The 17057-nt window shown below is 40.7% G+C and carries 18 protein-coding genes; 7 read left to right on the top strand and 11 right to left on the bottom strand.

Annotated elements, in window-relative coordinates; translation table 11 throughout:
* The first annotated feature begins 10 nt into the window (after window positions 1-10).
* From R2S57_RS05660 to R2S57_RS05645, 4 genes are all read left to right on the top strand, one after another.
* Window positions 11-1174 (top strand): 3-dehydroquinate synthase, encoded by a 1164-nt coding sequence (locus R2S57_RS05660; protein ID WP_316844093.1) that lies wholly within the window; start codon window positions 11-13, stop codon window positions 1172-1174.
* A 4-nt stretch (window positions 1175-1178) separates the two neighbouring features.
* Window positions 1179-2351 (top strand): metabolite traffic protein EboE, encoded by a 1173-nt coding sequence (gene eboE / locus R2S57_RS05655; RefSeq protein WP_316844092.1) that lies wholly within the window; start codon window positions 1179-1181, stop codon window positions 2349-2351.
* Between the two features lie 4 nt (window positions 2352-2355).
* On the top strand, window positions 2356-3705 hold the full coding sequence (locus tag R2S57_RS05650) for an alkaline phosphatase family protein (RefSeq protein WP_316844091.1): 1350 nt from the start codon (window positions 2356-2358) through the stop codon (window positions 3703-3705).
* 388 nt (window positions 3706-4093) lie between these two features.
* Window positions 4094-4939 carry an AraC family transcriptional regulator gene (locus R2S57_RS05645; RefSeq protein ID WP_316844090.1) on the top strand — a complete coding sequence of 282 codons (846 nt, stop codon included), beginning with the start codon at window positions 4094-4096 and terminating at the stop codon, window positions 4937-4939.
* 9 nt (window positions 4940-4948) lie between these two features.
* Here R2S57_RS05645 and R2S57_RS05640 read toward each other — a convergent pair whose 3' ends face one another.
* From R2S57_RS05640 to R2S57_RS05620, 5 genes are all read right to left on the bottom strand, one after another.
* Window positions 4949-5335 carry a hypothetical protein gene (locus R2S57_RS05640; protein ID WP_316844089.1) on the bottom strand — a complete coding sequence of 129 codons (387 nt, stop codon included), beginning with the start codon at window positions 5333-5335 and terminating at the stop codon, window positions 4949-4951.
* A gap of 67 nt (window positions 5336-5402) precedes the next feature.
* Entirely contained in the window at window positions 5403-6326 is a 924-nt protein-coding gene (locus R2S57_RS05635; protein ID WP_316844088.1) for a helix-turn-helix transcriptional regulator, read from the bottom strand.
* A 67-nt stretch (window positions 6327-6393) separates the two neighbouring features.
* Window positions 6394-7245, bottom strand: a complete 852-nt coding sequence (locus tag R2S57_RS05630; protein ID WP_316844087.1) for an SDR family NAD(P)-dependent oxidoreductase — start codon at window positions 7243-7245, stop codon at window positions 6394-6396.
* A 262-nt stretch (window positions 7246-7507) separates the two neighbouring features.
* Window positions 7508-8389, bottom strand: a complete 882-nt coding sequence (locus tag R2S57_RS05625) for an alpha/beta hydrolase family protein (protein ID WP_316844086.1) — start codon at window positions 8387-8389, stop codon at window positions 7508-7510.
* 176 nt (window positions 8390-8565) lie between these two features.
* On the bottom strand, window positions 8566-8859 hold the full coding sequence (locus R2S57_RS05620; protein ID WP_316844085.1) for a hypothetical protein: 294 nt from the start codon (window positions 8857-8859) through the stop codon (window positions 8566-8568).
* A 309-nt stretch (window positions 8860-9168) separates the two neighbouring features.
* On the opposite strand from R2S57_RS05620, the gene R2S57_RS05615 reads away from it, so the two are divergent.
* The gene (locus R2S57_RS05615; RefSeq protein ID WP_316844084.1) at window positions 9169-9435 is read left to right on the top strand and encodes a hypothetical protein; all 267 of its coding nucleotides are present in this window, start codon (window positions 9169-9171) and stop codon (window positions 9433-9435) included.
* Between the two features lie 26 nt (window positions 9436-9461).
* Window positions 9462-10865, top strand: a complete 1404-nt coding sequence (locus tag R2S57_RS05610; protein WP_316844083.1) for an alkaline phosphatase — start codon at window positions 9462-9464, stop codon at window positions 10863-10865.
* A gap of 301 nt (window positions 10866-11166) precedes the next feature.
* On the opposite strand, the gene R2S57_RS05605 is transcribed toward R2S57_RS05610, so the two are convergent.
* A complete protein-coding gene (locus R2S57_RS05605; RefSeq protein WP_316844082.1) occupies window positions 11167-11949 on the bottom strand; it encodes an HAD-IIA family hydrolase in 783 nt (260 codons plus the stop codon).
* Between the two features lie 187 nt (window positions 11950-12136).
* Here R2S57_RS05605 and R2S57_RS05600 point away from each other — a divergent pair, with 187 nt between their 5' ends.
* Window positions 12137-12664: a hypothetical protein gene (locus tag R2S57_RS05600; protein ID WP_316844081.1), complete on the top strand. Its 528-nt coding sequence runs from the start codon at window positions 12137-12139 to the stop codon at window positions 12662-12664.
* A 24-nt stretch (window positions 12665-12688) separates the two neighbouring features.
* Here R2S57_RS05600 and R2S57_RS05595 read toward each other — a convergent pair whose 3' ends face one another.
* The 5 genes from R2S57_RS05595 to R2S57_RS05575 all read right to left on the bottom strand — a co-directional run bounded on the left by R2S57_RS05595 (window position 12689) and on the right by R2S57_RS05575 (window position 17025).
* On the bottom strand, window positions 12689-13417 hold the full coding sequence (locus R2S57_RS05595) for an esterase family protein (RefSeq protein ID WP_316844080.1): 729 nt from the start codon (window positions 13415-13417) through the stop codon (window positions 12689-12691).
* A gap of 65 nt (window positions 13418-13482) precedes the next feature.
* Window positions 13483-14070 carry a GDSL-type esterase/lipase family protein gene (locus R2S57_RS05590; RefSeq protein ID WP_316844079.1) on the bottom strand — a complete coding sequence of 196 codons (588 nt, stop codon included), beginning with the start codon at window positions 14068-14070 and terminating at the stop codon, window positions 13483-13485.
* Between the two features lie 331 nt (window positions 14071-14401).
* Window positions 14402-15070, bottom strand: coding sequence for a hypothetical protein (locus tag R2S57_RS05585; protein WP_316844078.1), 669 nt, complete (start codon window positions 15068-15070; stop codon window positions 14402-14404).
* Between the two features lie 70 nt (window positions 15071-15140).
* Entirely contained in the window at window positions 15141-15725 is a 585-nt protein-coding gene (locus tag R2S57_RS05580; protein ID WP_316844077.1) for a Crp/Fnr family transcriptional regulator, read from the bottom strand.
* A gap of 64 nt (window positions 15726-15789) precedes the next feature.
* Window positions 15790-17025 (bottom strand): serine hydrolase domain-containing protein, encoded by a 1236-nt coding sequence (locus tag R2S57_RS05575; protein WP_316844076.1) that lies wholly within the window; start codon window positions 17023-17025, stop codon window positions 15790-15792.
* Between the last annotated feature and the right edge of the window lie 32 nt (window positions 17026-17057).

Below are 17057 nucleotides of genomic sequence, written 5' to 3'. Positions count from 1 at the left end.
TCCAATTAAAATGGAACATTTACATCAATCTTTTACTGTACAATATCATTATAATGTTTTCTTTACTTCAGCGCTTTTTTCGCCTGAAAATGAATTGTTGAACAGTTTTTTAGTGGACCTGAATCCAGCTGTTACCGTAAAAAAAATCCTCTTCGTTATAGATGAAGGCGTAGCAAACACACACCCAAATCTTAACGATCAGATTAAAGCCTATTTCTCAACATACACGCAAACACAGCTTATTCAGGATATTTTAGTGATTCCGGGAGGAGAGCAGGTGAAAAACGATACGAGGTATTTCGACCGGGTATTGGAGGCCATCAATGTTCATGGCATCGACAGGCATTCTTTTGTGGCTGCAATTGGTGGTGGTGCCGTGCTCGACATGGTCGGTTACGCAGCTACAGTTGCCCACAGGGGCATTAAACACATTAGGATACCAAGTACGGTACTTTCGCAGAACGACTCAGGTGTTGGCGTAAAAAACGGCATCAATTATTTTAATAAAAAGAATTTCCTGGGTACATTTTCACCGCCCGTTGCGGTTTTTAATGATGAATTGTTTTTAACTACATTATCCGACCGCGATTGGCGTTCGGGCATTGCAGAAGCAATTAAAGTAGCATTGATTAAAGACCTCGAATTTTTCGAATGGCTTGAGACTAATGCTTCGGCACTTGCGGCCCGCGATATTGCAGCGATGAATTACCAGATCTGGAAATGTGCCAAACTTCATATGGAGCATATCCGAAGTGCCGATCCTTTCGAAAACGGCTCGGCCAGGCCACTCGATTTTGGTCATTGGAGTGCCCATAAACTCGAATACCTCACCAATTTCGAAATCAGGCACGGTGAAGCGGTTGCCATGGGCATTGCTTTAGATACTGTATATTCCAACTTATCTGGAAGGATCAGTACTGATGATGCCCAAAGGGTGATTACCTTAATTCAGGAACTTGGTTTCGAATTGACGCATCCATTATTACAGGTGACCGAAGGAAATAGTCCGATTTTACAGGGATTGGAAGAATTTAGGGAACACCTTGGTGGTGAATTAACCATCACTTTGTTAACCGGACTGGGCAGTGGGGAAGAGGTACATGAAATTGATGCCAATATTTTGAAAAAGGCCGCCGAAATTTTAAATAACCAAGCACTATTTATTCAACATTAAACGCATGAAATTAACTTCCGGACATTTAACCTTCTGTACCAATATTTATGCAGGCGAAAACTGGATGGCCCATTTTGCAGTGTTGAAAGAGAGCTTTCCGGTATTAAAAGCCCAATTATCTCCCGATGCCCCTATGGGGATCGGTTTACGTCTTTCAAACCTGGCCAGTTTAGAATTACTGCAGGAAGATCATTTAACAACATTTAAACAATGGCTTGACGAAGAGGGCGGTTATGTATTTACCATGAACGGATTCCCTTACGGTGGTTTCCACCATACCAGGGTAAAGGATCAGGTACATGCACCCGATTGGACCACCAGAGCACGTGTAGATTATACACTTCGTTTGGCTGAAATCCTTTCCGCATTACTCCCTGAAGATATGGATGGTGGCATTTCAACTTCGCCATTGAGCTATAAACCCTGGTTTAAGGATGCTGATGAAAGGCAAAATGCTACCCTTACAGCAACCAATCATATATTGGAGGTGGCCTATGCTTTAGCCGCACTCCATAACAAAACAGGAAAGATCATTCATTTAGATATTGAACCGGAACCTGACGGTTTTCTCGAATCCGGTCCTGAATTTATCAACTGGTATGAAAACGAACTTTTACCCGCCAGTAATGGAGAAAGCATCATTAAAACACACATCCGTTTATGTTATGACGTTTGTCATTTTGCCATCGGTTATGAGCCACATGCGGCCATCATCAATGAGTTGAACGAGAAAGGCATCCAGATTGGGAAAATACAGATTAGTGCAGCGCTGAAGGCAAAATTGCCAACAGTTGTTGCTGAAAGAACAGCAGTATTAGATCAATTGGCACGTTTTGATGAGCCAACTTATCTTCATCAGGTAATTGCCAGAAAAAATGATGGAAGTTTAGTCCGCTATGCAGATCTTCCTGATGCATTACTGGAAGGGGGGGATTTGACAGTAGAAGAGTGGCGGGCACATTTTCACGTACCGATTTTTGTGGAGGATATGGGTTTGGTTCAATCTACACAAACAGATATTATAGAGGTATTGAATTTGAATAAAAACAATCCTTTCACCAATCATTTAGAAGTAGAAACGTATACCTGGGAGGTTTTACCGACGGCTTTAAAAGCCCCTTTAAACGATTCGATTATCAGAGAATTGGCCTGGGTTAAAAATTTATTAGCATCTTAAAATTATGCACAAAACAGTTGTTATCGATATCGTAGCCTTATCTAATTCTGTAATTGGGGCACACACGCCATTTCTTCAGAAATATATTTCAGAAAACCATTTAACCACCATAGAACCTTTGTTGCCCGCAGTTACAACGGCGGTACAGTCGAGTTATTTAACTGGTAAATTTCCCTCAGAGCACGGTATTGTTGGCAATGGTTGGTACGATCATGCTGATGCTGAGGTGAAATTCTGGAAGCAGTCTAACAAGCTGGTTAATGCCGAAAAAATCTGGGACCAGGCTAAAAAAGAAGATCCTGATTTTACCTGTGCCAATATGTTCTGGTGGTACAATATGTATTCTACTGCGGATTATTCGGTAACACCACGTCCGAATTACCTTGCCGATGGCCGTAAATTGCCAGATTGTTATTCGCAACCTGCCGAACTCCGTGATTATTTACAGAACAAGTTAGGACAGTTTCCATTGTTTCAGTTCTGGGGGCCAGGTGCCAATATTAAATCTACCAAATGGATTGCTGATGCCGCGATGGAGACCGAAAAGCTTCACAACCCGACACTCACACTAATTTATCTGCCGCACCTGGATTATTGCCTGCAAAAGTTCGGACCGGATTTAAATCAAATCAGTACAGAATTAAAGGAAATCGATCAGGTGGTAGAAGAGCTGGTCCGTTTTTACGAAAGCAAGGGTGCACGCATCATTTTGCTTTCCGAATATGGTATTTCACCTGTAAATCATCCGATTCACCTGAACCGTTTGTTTAGGGAAAATGGATTACTGCAAATCCGTGAAGAAAGAGGACTGGAGCTGTTAGATCCGGGTGCATCAAAAGCATTTGTAGTGGCCGATCATCAGATCGCACATGTGTACATCAACGATAAAAGTGTAACTGAACAGGTTAAAGCATTGCTAAAAAAGGTGCCGGAAATAGAATTGGTGCTCGATAAAGAAGAACAGAAAGACCGTCATATTAATCACGAACGTTCGGGCGACCTGGTATTGGTAGCAAAAGGAAATAGCTGGTTTACCTATTATTTCTGGTTAGATGATGCCAAAGCACCTGATTATGCCAGGGTAGTTGATATCCACAAAAAGCCTGGTTACGATCCTGTAGAAATGTTTATGACATCTAAACTCAGGGCAGGTTATAAATTATTAAGAAAGAAAGCAGGCTTCCGCTACGTGATGGATGTGATTCCACTTGATGCCACGCTGGTTAAAGGATCTCATGGCCGTAGCAATGTTTCAGATGAATTTAAACCTGTTTTGGTGACTTCAAAAGCAGTGAATAAAACCTTGCAAGCACCGGATGTTTATCAGGTGATTTGGGATAGTTTAACGGCTTAGTTTGTCGTGCTTATCCGATGGCTATCGCATCAGGATGACACATCTTTCGCCTATCAACCGTGAGACACCGACCAATAGAAAAAATCTTGAAAAATAATTCTCCTATCGGTCGGTGTCACACCGACCGAAATTTAATAGCTGTTTTCGTTTTAAGGTACATAGAAAACACCCCGTCCTGCGGACACCCCTCTGAAAGAGGGGAATTGAATATGGTGGACAAGATATCGTTATTATAATATATTTTCACCTATCGGTCGGTGTTAAACCTACCGATGGAATAAGGGCATTTATGCCTGTTATCTAAGTATTCACTGCGTTCGTAATGACAGCGTAAATTGAGCTGTGTTCCGTGCCTTCTGTGTCTCCGTGGCAAAAACTGTGTTATTCTGTGGAAAAAAAGAAAAAATGGTCATATTTGATCATGAAAAGTGATGCAGAGTACTACGGTTATAGAATTGCAGTGCCAGCTGAATTTGAGGCGCTATTTTCGCACTTTTATTTTGCCGAGAACAAATCAGAAAATCCCATTACCCAAACCTTATTGCCCACTTTCCAGTCGATAATGGTATTTAGCTTTGGTGTACCACTTTCTCTGGTCACAAAGGAAAAGGAAGAAATATCGATGGATAAATGCCTGATTTTAGGCCCTATTAAACAGGCTTTTACTTATGTGCTCCCTGCAGGTGGTGAAATGCTGGTGGTTAACTTTAAGGATGATGCTTTTTTTCGGTTTTTCGGTACAGCATCACTCATGGAACACCTACATCCTGACGATTTGCTGAACGATAATTGTTTCACCATGCTCTGGACAAAGCTCAATAAGGTGCATTCAGTAAGTGATAAAGTAGCGCATCTGCTTGATTTTAGCAGACCTTATATTCAAAACCGTCACCCTTTAACTGAGCAGATTATTGCCTTAGGGAATACTGCCATTAGCCCGGTGAAAGAAATTTCTGCGCAACAAAAGTTATCAGAAAGGTCGGTACAAATGAACCTGAAAAAACATCTTGGTTATTCTTCCAGAGAGATTGGGCGTTATATGCGTTTTCTAAAAGCGGTTGAGCTGGTTCAGCAGTTGGCATCCGATCAAGATGCTGTAAATTGGTTTGAAGTGATCGAGCAATGTGGCTACTACGACCAAAGCCAACTCATCCACGATTTTAAACATTACCTCAATCTTAGCCCTTCGAAATATTTGAAGTTTCAGCAGGGGATCTGTAATTCGAGAGGCTAATGCTTCCCACTACTCCCGCACGAACCTGTAGCCGCACCCTTCAATGCAAGGTGGGTTAAGTTGTAGCGATTTCGCCGAAACTTTATAATAATAGGTTTGAGGCATTTTATAGGTATTGCTATAAACTTCCATTTTAACACTATCTAAAATCCTAAACGAAAATAAATCGGGAAGGGCATCTCCTTGAAATTTTCCTGATTTATCAAGTGTGAGATATTTTGCGGCGCCAGTTACCTTCCTGTATTTTCCACTACCGTCGCCGGGATCCTGCATGGTTTCGGTCAGTTTCCATTTGCCGTAAACTTCGCCGGGTCCATCGTTGTTATTGGTGGTTTTCTTACAGGATACATAGCTAATGCTTGCGGCAGCTAAGAGGATCAATAATATCTTTTTCATAAAGCTTTAATTTACAGCTTATACGTTTGGAATGATGAAAACGCTACTGAACAAAGATATTTTTTTGCTAATTAAACATTTTCCTAAATGCCAATGGCGAAACCTTGGTTTTTGCCTTAAACAGTTTGTTAAAAGACTGTGGATGTTCAAAGCCCAGCTCGTAAGCCACTTCGCTCACGGATAGGTTAGTGCCCGATAGTTTTTCTTTTGCTTTTTCAATCAGTTTCTGGTGAATATGCTGTTGTGCATTTTGCCCTGTAAGTGAGCGGAGGAGATCGCTGAGGTAACTCGGCGAAACATTGAGGTGATCGGAAAGGTATTGAACTGTTGGTAAGCCTTTGATCACCGGATTTTCATCATTAAAATAATTATCTAATAACTCTTCTAGCTTTTGTAACAGATCGCTGTTTAACACCTTGCGCGTAATAAACTGGCGTTTGTAAAAGCGGTTGCTATAATTTAATAAAAGTTCGATCTGGGAAACAATTACATCCTGACTAAAATCATCGATTCTATTGTTTAACTCTTCTTCGATAATTTTAAATACCGAAATAATGGTTTCTTTTTCCTTTTCCGAAAGATGTAGCGTTTCGTTGGCCGAATAAGAAAAGAAACCATAACTTTTTATTTTCTTGGCTATGGGGTATGATAATAGGAAATCGGGATGGATCAATAAAGTATATAGTGAACAGACGCTGGTCTCCAGATCATCAACATGACCAATAACCTGGTTAGGAGCAGCAAATAATAAACCGCCTTCATCAAAATCATAATAACTCTGCCCATATTTTAATCTGGGGCTTAATTTCGGTTTGTATGATATCTTATAAAAATTCAGGATATGAGCATTTGGCTGTCCGCTCATGGCAACAGGATTTTCTGCATTATTGATCAGGCTGATGAGCGGATGTTTTGGCTGAGGCAGTCCCAACATCCGGTGTGCTTCTGATAAGGAGCTAAATTTATATGGGGTATTTTCTTCCTTTTTCATCTTGAGTGATACAAATATAACCGATAAGCTTTGTTGTTACCGGTTATATATTTGTTTTCTAAATGATTTATCCCTGGGCAGCATTAGATATAGGTGCCCATTCCTCCCAGCTTGCCAGGCGCTCGGCATATGCAGTACGAACCCATGGCAGGTTGTGGCTTCCCAGAAAGAACCTTAATGGTGGGTTTTCCGAATCAACGATCTTGAAGATGGCCTCTGTAGTTGCATTTGGATTTCCCCGCTCCAGGTTTCTCAGGCCCTCGAAAAAGTTCTCTTTAAAATCCGTGTATTCTACCATGCCTGCTGCGAATTTTAACGATTCCTGACTTCCAAATTCAGTGGCATAAGCACCAGGCTCTACAATAGTTACTTTAATGCCGAAAGGTTTCACCTCTGCAGCCAGACTTTCATGAATGGCCTCAAACGCCCATTTTGAAGAACAATAATAACCGATAACAGGTAAAACAACATGGCCGAGATTGCTCGAAGTTCCTAAAATATGTCCATAACCTTGTTTCCTTAATATGGGCAATGCAGCCTGAATCACTGCAACCGGTCCGTAAACATTGGTATCGTACATCGCCTTAACCTCGTCGATAGCGGCTTCTTCGATGGTGCCTACCAGCGAATAACCGGCGTTGTTGAAAACGATATCGAGTCTTCCGAAATGTTGATGGGCTTGTTTTACAGCTTTCTCTACCTGATCTAATTTGGTTACATCGAGTTCCAGCGTGAGTATATTGTCAGCGTATTTTTCCTGCAGATCGGCTACGCTCGCAAGGTTGCGTGCAGTAACGGCTACTTTATCGCCACGCTCGAGCGCAGCAGTTGCCCAGATGCGGCCAAATCCACGCGATGCGCCAGTAATAAACCAAACTTTATTGGTGCTGTTCACAGCACCTTGATTTTCATGTTCCATAATTTTTATATCTGAATAAATGATAAACCAAAGGTGAGCTTATGGAGCAGGTGATTTGTATCCGAATTGAGGAGTTTTGTAGCCGAAATGAAGAAGGGAAGGCAACGACATGATTAATGAAGTAAAGGCAAAGAAAATTAACCACAGATAAAAAGGATCAACACAGATATGATATTTAAATCTGCGTTGATCCTTGCCTGACCGGCCGGACAGGTGTGAACATCTGTGGCAAAAGAAATAATGATATTTGGCTATAATATAATTATTTCCGCTTATTAATACTTTTAATCCACTGAATAGCAGCGTTAACAGGTTCCTGCGATTTAGCAGAGGCCGTATTATGGCCAAATGTGGGAAACAACTGGTATTCATAAGATTTACCCTTTGCTTTAAGCGCATCGAGGTGTTCTATTGATAAACCCACCGGGATCTGTATGTCTCTGCCTCCAAAAAACCAAAGTCCCTTAGTAGATATTGTGCTCAACACATCCTGTGGATCAGTGGCAACAAATTGATACCGGTCCGGGTCGCTGTTTACATGCTCACGGGCCTCAGCTTCTGAATGGGTGTCCCAAAATTTGGAATTTCCCTGCGTATAAAACTGAAACCGGAGCTGTTCGAGTGTAGATACCACTGGTCCGCTAAAGATGACCATGAAACTCACTCTGGGGTTCTTTTTTGCGGCTAAAGGGATGACCCAACCTGCCTGACTAAAACCCATTAAACCTACTGAGCCATGTTGACCAGGCAGATTTGCCATAAGTACATTGACAGCGGCACTTGCATCTAAAGCAAGTAAATCAAGATTGGAAGGATCGATGTTGTTGGTTCCAACTTCTGGGCCAGCATAAACGCCACCCGATTCTCCAACGCCACGTTTATCGTAGCTTAATACAGCAATGCCATTTTTTGCCAAAAGTGAGGCCATTTCGACCATTCTTTTTTCCTGACCAGAGCCATGTACAAGAACTAGTGCTGCATTGATATGTTTGGGTTTAAAAATCGTACCTGCCAGGCTGATCCCAACACTACTGATCTTCACATTCTCTATCGTAAATTCTTGTTGGTGGGTAGAATCAGGTAACTTTTGTGCGAACAGGTTAAAACTGAAGCAACAGAGCAGAAAAAATAAATAATGTTTCATGGTTGTTAATTTAAGGGATCTTAGTCCGGGGTTATGTATGGTTTAAATGTAGGGCAATATAAGCTGACGGCAATAGGGGTTGCAATAAATGGGATGGAGTATCCTGAAAATGTGATGGAATTGGTTTTTTCAACCTGTGCGGATGCGAAATACAACTGTGCGGATGCGATTTTCAATTAGACCGGAGCAATATTCACTTTGGGGGAAGCAATATTCACTTTGGGGGATGCGATATTCACTTTGGGGGAAGCAATATTCACTTTGGGGGAAGCAATATTCACTTTGGGGGAAGCAATATTCACTTTGGGGGATGCGATATTCACTTTGGGGGATGCGATATTCGCTTTGGGGGATGCGATATTCACTTTGGGGGATGCGATATTCGCTTTGGGGGATGCGATATTCACTTTGGGGGAAGCGATATTCACTTTGGGGGAAGCGATATTCACTTTGGGGGAAGCAATATTCACTTTAGGGGATGACGATATTTACTTTGGGGGATGTGATATTCACTTTTGGGGATGTGATTTTTACTTTGGGGATTTGATATCCAGGTTTTGTTCAATAAATGGTGTCATTGCCTGGTTTTCCGGTGAATAGGTTGTGAAATAATTCAGCAATTACTTAATATTGAATTAAAACTGCAGTGCAACTTTAACAATTTCATAACGCTAGCTAACCATCTTCCTAATAACATCGGTTCATCTTTGTAAATCATTCAGAATCATACAAATCCTGATTGAAATAATCCATGATGTAAATAATTTAAGCGATTTGATATGAGACTGATTTCGTGTATTGGCATGTTAATGGTTATACCAGCAATTGGCCTGCTTACCATTAAAAATGATCCGCAGGTTAAAAAAATACCTGCTGTTGATACGCATCATCGCGATAAGGTACATCATTATACCAAGGTTAAATCAATTGGCCATGTCGATTCTACACAACACACTGAAGTGGGGAATGTGGATCTGGCAACTTCAGTTCACCATGGTTCTTCGGGTGACAGCGATGCCAAAGACCATCCATTATTTAGCAAATGATAAAAGGGATTAAAGCCCTACAAAATATGAATAGAAGATCGTTATTAAAAGGCGGCTTATTGGCTGGCTTGAGTGTGCCATTAGTAGGGTTAAAAGATGTGCTGGCCACGCCAATTGGTGGACCGAAAAGAGCAAAAAACATCATTATGATGGTAAGTGATGGGATGAGTACCGGAACTTTGAATATGGCCGATCTGTATGCCAACCGTACCTTTGGTAAAAGCAGTAAATGGTTAGGTTTATACCGTGATAATAAAGCTGTACGTGCTTTGATGGATACTGCGTCAGCCAGTTCGATGGTTACGGATTCTGCGGCTGCCAGCTCATCGTGGGGTGGCGGAATGCGGGTGAAAAACGGTTCGCTCAATGTTGGCATGAAAGGGGAGAAACCTCAACCAATCCTCCAGAAATTTAAAGAAAAAGGAAAAAAAGTAGGTTGTGTAACTACTGTGCCGATTACCCACGCTACACCTGCGGGTTTCTGTGTAAATATCGATAACCGTGGCGGACAGGATATTATTGCAGAAATTTATCTAGGCCTGAAATTCGATGTGATGATGGGCGGTGGAAGTAAATATTTCGGTGAGAAAAGAACAGGTGGAAATTTATTGCCTAAATTTTTAACCCAGGGCTATAAAGTTGCAGAGAACCGGAATGAAATGTTGGCTTTGGATAAATCGAAGCCAGTTTTAGGACTGTTTGCTGAAGATGGACTTCCTTACGAAGTAGACCGTATGCATGATGCCGAATTGCAAAAAACGGTACCTACATTAGCGGAAATGACCATGAAGGCCATTGAGTTAATGAAAGACCATAAAGATGGTTTTGCGCTACAGATAGAAGGTGGAAAGGTAGATTGGGCAGCCCACTCGAATGATTTGGGCGGATTAATTTTCGATCAATTGGCTTTTGATGAAGCGGTAGGTAAAGTAATTGAATTTGCTGAAAAAGATGGCGAAACTTTGGTGATTATCACTACCGACCATGGTAATGCTAACCCTGGTCTTTTTTATGCAGATGAGGCCAATAAAAAATTCGATAGCCTGCAACGCTTTAAACACAGTAATACCTGGTTATTGGCTCAATTAGACCAATCTTTTAGCGAGCAGAAAATCATGGAAATGATTAAAGAGAACCAGGGTATCGAAATGAAAGCTGAAGATGTGAAATCGTTGCTTGCCCATTTTAAAGATATTGTTCCCGGACAGCTGTATAATGAAGCCAACCTTCCATTTTACGAATACGGGAAGATTATAAGCAAATACACCGATGTGCAATGGGCGGGTATGAACCATACTGGCGATTATGTGGAGTTAACCATGTTCGGTCCGGGTTCGGAGCAGTTAAAACCTTTTGTTAAAAACTACGAACTGCACAATTTTATGCTAAAAGCAGCCGAAATGCCGGAGCATTTTTTGGTGAGGGCTTAATTGTTTCATTTGGTTAACTGTAAATTGCCAACTGATATCTCGTGGTGTCAGATATTTCTATCTGACACTTTGTTGAATCTGTCAGGTGGTAACACCCGACAGCACTTTATGATATGGTTAATCGGTTAATTGTTTAAATTGGTTAACCGACTCTGAACTCCAAACGCTCAACTCCAAACTTAATTTTAATAATGGGACGTGGTATCAGATATTTCTATCTGACACTTTGTTGAATCTGTCAGGTGGTAACACCCGACAGCACTTTACTAAAGACTCCAAACTAAGCACTCCGAGCTCCAAACTACTTAGCTTCCCACCAGGTTAAAGGAAATGTAATCTCATCCACTGAGCTTGCAATCATATCAGGTTTAAAAGCATAATGACCTAAGGTATCTTTGCTCGATATGCCCGAAAGTACCAAAATGGTTTTGTAACCCATTTGTACACCGCCTTGAATGTCGGTTTCCATCGTATCGCCGATCACGGTGGTTTCGCTGGTTTCGAGTCCAAGGAATTTACGTGCCGAGCGCATCATCACCGGACTCGGCTTGCCAGTAACAAATGCCTTTCTGCCTGTAGCTTCCTCAATCATTGCTGTAGTTGCGGCAATACCCAAATTGTTCCAGCCTGGTTTTTTTGGTGATGGGTCTCTGTTTGTGGTGATGAATTTTGCCCCAGCAAGTATCATATCTACAGCGCGTTGCACCATTTCGAGGGTGAAATTTCTGCCTTCGCCCAATACCACAAATTCGGGGTCGGTGTTTACCAATGTGATGCCATGGTCGTGCAAACTGCTTAATAAACCACCTTCACCCAATACATATGCGGTACCATTCGGACTTTGATCGGACAGGAATTTACCTGTGGCCATAGCACTGGTATATACATGGCTTTCTTCAACCTTTATACCGAGACCTTTAAGCTTACGCACCACTTCTAAACCTGTTCTCTGGCTGTTGTTGGTCATAAAGGCAAAAGGGATATCCTCGTCGATTAGTTTCTTAATGAATTTATCGGCGCCAAATATCAGTTCTTCCCCGCTGTAAATCACCCCGTCCATATCTATTAATAATCCTTGTTTCATGTTTTTGTAGATTTAATCTGTTTATGCAAACTTAATATTTTCTTGTTCAATCTATGTTAAGATCATATTTCGACTGCCGGATTTTAACTTTATTTAGTTTTTCAGGTGCAAATGGTATATTTACTAATACTTAGTATTGATGTGTAGCGTATTCCTATTTTATTCCGTTTTAAGAAAAAAAAAACAGATGATGAAAACCGCTTTCAAAACAACCGCAATCTTTTTATTGGCTATGAGCATCTTGTGCGCTTGCAAAAAGAAAACAGATGATACAATGAATTTTACCATTGATGATCAAAATCTAACCGATTGTGTTCAGGGAACCTGTCGATACGAATACGTGAATAATGCTGCAGCTGTTGATCAACAGTTCGCACTTACCGCTGGCCGATACAGGGTGTTTTCGGCTAAGAAAGAAAATGCCTTTAGTAAAACATGGATATATTTTCAAGCCCCAATGCAGGGTGATAAATTTTTATTAACGGATGCCGATATTCTGGCTGGAAAAGTAAAACATTTATTTTCTTGCCCTACCTGTGATTATTATAACCTCAGGCCAATAGCGGGATCGGTTAAAGGGATTAAAGTGGCTAATACTGGTGCCGGGTCAGAAAGATGGCTGCTGGATGCACATGTTGTTGTAGGTGCTGAAAAATCTCAGATACCTGTAGATACCATCCACATTAAACAGTATTTTAATTTAGCCGTAAAATAGGCTAATGAGTAGCCATGTTCTAATTTAAATATAGATAGGCGCCATTTTTCGCCAATAATGGGGCCGGTGTGCATTGCTTTCCCAGGTATGAAACTGATTGGGTACACCTTTTTCCCATAACAAACTGCTGAGGTGTTGGTTCCCGCTTAAAAACGGATCGGTTTCGCCTACCGCTAAGATAATTTCCATATTTCTCACTTCCGAAAGTAATTTATCATCGCTGAGGTTGGCAATATACTGGGCTGGCATATTGTAATATACTTTTTCATCATGAAAACCATTCAAGAGGTCTCTAAAATCGCCAATATTATCGGTAAGGTCGTACCTGCCACTAATGCCAACAGCTTTTTTAAATAACCAGGGATACTTCATCGCCAGGTTTATCGCATGGTAGGCCCCCATACTGCAACCCGCCGCTTCTACATAATCACCACCATTTTTCTGGTAAATTAGTGGCATTACTTCTTCTAAAAGATATTTTTCGTATTGCAGGTGCCGATCAATACGTACTGATGGGAATACACTGTCATTGTAAAAACTTTCGCCATCTATACTGTCTACACAGAAAATCTGGAGTTCGCCATTTTCAATCTGATGGCTTAATGAAGCGATAATTCCCCAGTTTTCATAATCGTAAAACCTGGCCATCCGGGTGGGGAAAAAGAGTACCGCTCTTCCGCCATGACCAAAAACCAACAGCTCCATTTCGCGTTGTAAATTATGGCTGAACCACTTATGGTATTCCCTATTCATTTAGTTAAAATGTTTATGGAAAAATAGGGCTTCGATGTTACCAGGGTATTAATTAAAAGTAATGATTAACCTATTTTTTCGTTAACAGTTTCGGTCCACAAACGATAACCCTCATCGCTCAGGTGCAGGCCATCATGGTCGTAAAATGCAGGATTTGGATTGCCTTCTTTAGTGAGCATCTTCTTAAATACATCAATAAATTTCCAGTTGCCATTGAGTTTGATAATCTCGCTTTCGATAAGATTGTTGGTATATCTAAACTGATCGGCCATATGCCAGCGGGTAAGACTAGGCTTCAATGAAATAAAATAACAGGGCAATGTTCCAAATCTAAGATTAGCTTTAACCATTAACTGTTGAAAAAAGATAAAGATCTCTTCGGGGTTTCTGCCGTCGCCAAGGTCGTTATCACCTGCATACACCACGAGTGCCTTTGGTTTATAATCGGTCATGATCCGTTCGAAAAACCAAACACAGGCAGCCAATGTAGAACCCCCAAAACCTAAATTGATTACTTTAGTGTAATCAAAATCATCTTCTAAACTATTCCATAAACGTATAGACGAACTGCCATAGAAGATAATGCCCGGATGCTCTCGGTCTAACCGATGTCTTCTCTCCAATTGTTTAACTTCTTCTTCGTACCAATACATAATGGCTAAAGATAAAAAGATCTGCCATTTGAAGAAATGGATTGTATGTTAAGTTTGTGTGAAGTAGGGTTCATTAGTCATTAGTTCATTTGTCATTGGTTCATTAGGTTAACTGGTTAATTGTAAACTGCCAACTGAAAACTGGTTAACTGATTAATTGTGAAATCGGTTAACTGACTCCAAACGCCAAACGCCGAACTCCCAACTAATACGAGTTAATCAACTCCAAACTTAATGTCCTCAACTTCTTAATGGTAAAATGGTAGCCAAACAAATTCCGTGTAATCCGTGCTTTCCTGCCCTGCCGTTCAGGTGGGCGTGGCAAAAGAAGTTACCGAATCAACTTTCTAATCGCAACCAAATGCGCAAACAATACAATCGGAACAATAACACCCGGCAATAAAGCAAATGGGAAATACAATAACGCGATATTCGGTTGCGAAAAAGCGAATTGTTGTATCGGAAATGGGGCCGATAACACAGCAGTACCAACAATATTCGCCAATAACAAGAGGCAAATGATATTCCAGGCCAGCAGCACATTTTTATGAAATACATTTTTGATGTAACCGAAATAATAAACAATAGGGGCGGTAATGCCACATAAAATATCAAAATTTCTGCCTTCAAAAGTCATGATATCTGGCACGGCTTTATGGAGGAATAACCAGTAAAGCGTAATTTCTACCGGAATTCTGATGATGTGAAGGATGGTTAGTTTTCCTGGATCAAGACCATCTATAAATGTTTTCCCGCTTTTGGTCAAAAATGTAATTATAATCAGCACAACAGGAGGTAATACCAGTAGCATAAATCGGGGAGGCATAACATTGGTAACCTGATAAAAAGCCGAAATACTCAATACAGATTGTAAAATGATCCATAAAAAAAGTAAGCCAATTAAGGTTTTGGAAAAGCCAACGGCCTTTAAAAATAAAACCAGGGTGAGTAATGCGGTAAACGCAAATAGAATGTAGAGTGATGCTGGTAAATGTTCCATGAGTAAATTGTTTACACAAAGGAACTGCTTAAAACACTAGAACAACTTCGCATTTGGCAAGAAATATACTTTAGTGTTTCTTTGCGAATTCTTTTCTAATCCTGCTTAATGATGTATCGGTGATGCCTAGAAAGGAAGCAATGTTTTTTAATGGCGCTTGCTGAAAAATAGCTGGACTGGATTTCAGTAACTCCGCATACCGTTGTTCAGCAGTTTCGGTAATCATAGATAAGGTTCTGCTTTTTAGTCCGGCAAAACCTTGCACCAGTATGGATCTTCCAAAATCCCTAAATTCGGGGATGCTATGAAAGAGTGTATTGAGCTGTGCAAAAGTAATATACCAACCTTCACATTCGCTCATGGCATGTATATTCTCTTTAGATTTACCTCTTTTAAAAAAAGAAGAAACCTCAAATACCATTTCACCGGGTTCGTAGAAATTTGTAGTTACTTCATTACCTTCAGTATCATGTACAAAAGCACGCAGATAACCTTTTTCAAGGAATAAATATTCGTCGCATATTTTTCCTGCTGACAACTGAAACTCACCTTTGGCTAATTTCTTATAATTAAAATATTCAGCAATCCGCTGGTAAACAATTGGAGAAATGTTATTGCCCTGATGTAAAAAATCAATCAGTTTTTCTTTCGTCATGCTAAATCAGATCTACGCGAATATAGAAATAAATCATATCCGATCCCAAATTTGCCCTGAACGGTTACCTCGTGCTTGCATCATTATAAGGGTAATACCTTTGCCATTTCCATGGTGTGTACTGGTCGGCAATGCTGAGTGCCAGTAATTCTTTAAAAATACTTTCTCCATTATCACTGTTTGTCATGATCAACACGCCAATTTTTTGTTTGGGGAAAAGAATCATGTAATGTTGAAAGCCATCTCCGTGCCCTTCTTTAAAGGCTCCCCAGCCAAAAGGAGATTTTAACAACCCAAAGCCCAAACCATAACTCAAAGAGATGTTATCATTTGCACTGGTATCTTTCCTTGATAGTGGTCCCATCTGTTCAACCGAACGTATCCGGATCTGAGGGCTAAAGATTTCGTTTGTAGAGCGGCTATTGATTACTTTCTTCTGCATCAGGCCTGCTACGAAAAGTGTCATATCATCAAAAGTGGTTTCGAGTGTACTGGGCGAACGGGCTTCGTTATCCTTGTCCTTTTCGTAGGGTTTGCCTTTAGCATCGTGTCCAAGGATATAATCTTTCTCAAAAGCAGGAAGAAAAGTATAAGCTGAGTTCTTCATGTTTAAGGGGCCAAAAATCATTTCATCAGCCATTTGCGCTAAAGATTTTCCAGTCATTTTTTCGAGTACCACCTGCAGATATACCATGCCTTCGCCCGAATAGCTGTAGCGAGAACCTGGTTCTCTCAGTACCTTGAGTTTCTGATCGGCAACATCCCATCGCCAGTTAGGAAAACCTGTAGTATGATCGAGACACATCCGGGCGGTTATTTTTTGATATAGCGAATCACTTCTCAGGCTGCTGTAATCGTCGTGCCACCTGGTTTGTTTTTTATATTCGTAAATCGGTTTTGGTAAATATTGCTGTAGCGGTTTGTCCAGATCCAATTTTCCCTGCTCTACCAATTTCATTACCATCATGGTAAATATGCATTTACTTAAAGATGCTCCATAGAAATTAGCTGTTGCTTTTAGCGGGGTTTTCTTTATGCCGTCGGCATAACCAAAGGTATTTTTATATACCACTTTGTTCTGATTGAATATGGCGATGCCTAAACCAGTAACACTGGCTTTCTCCATTAATTTTGGTAGGTAATGGTTTAACGAATCGGTACTGATTATTGTTCCATCAATTCTTTTTACCTGTTGTGCCGTAACAGACGGGGAACAGCTCAACATCACCAGTAAAATGTAAATGGCCTGGAATGTAAGACTGAGTTTTTTAAGCTTAGCGGATTGGAATAACTTTCTCATGGCGTTTTTTCTATATGACTGTGCCCGAGTAG

It is taken from the genome of Pedobacter psychrodurus (assembly GCF_032678585.1).
Taxonomy (GTDB): domain Bacteria; phylum Bacteroidota; class Bacteroidia; order Sphingobacteriales; family Sphingobacteriaceae; genus Pedobacter; species Pedobacter psychrodurus_A.
The sequence above is the reverse complement of the archived record's forward strand: the minus strand, read 5'-3'. Positions and strand labels throughout refer to the sequence as shown.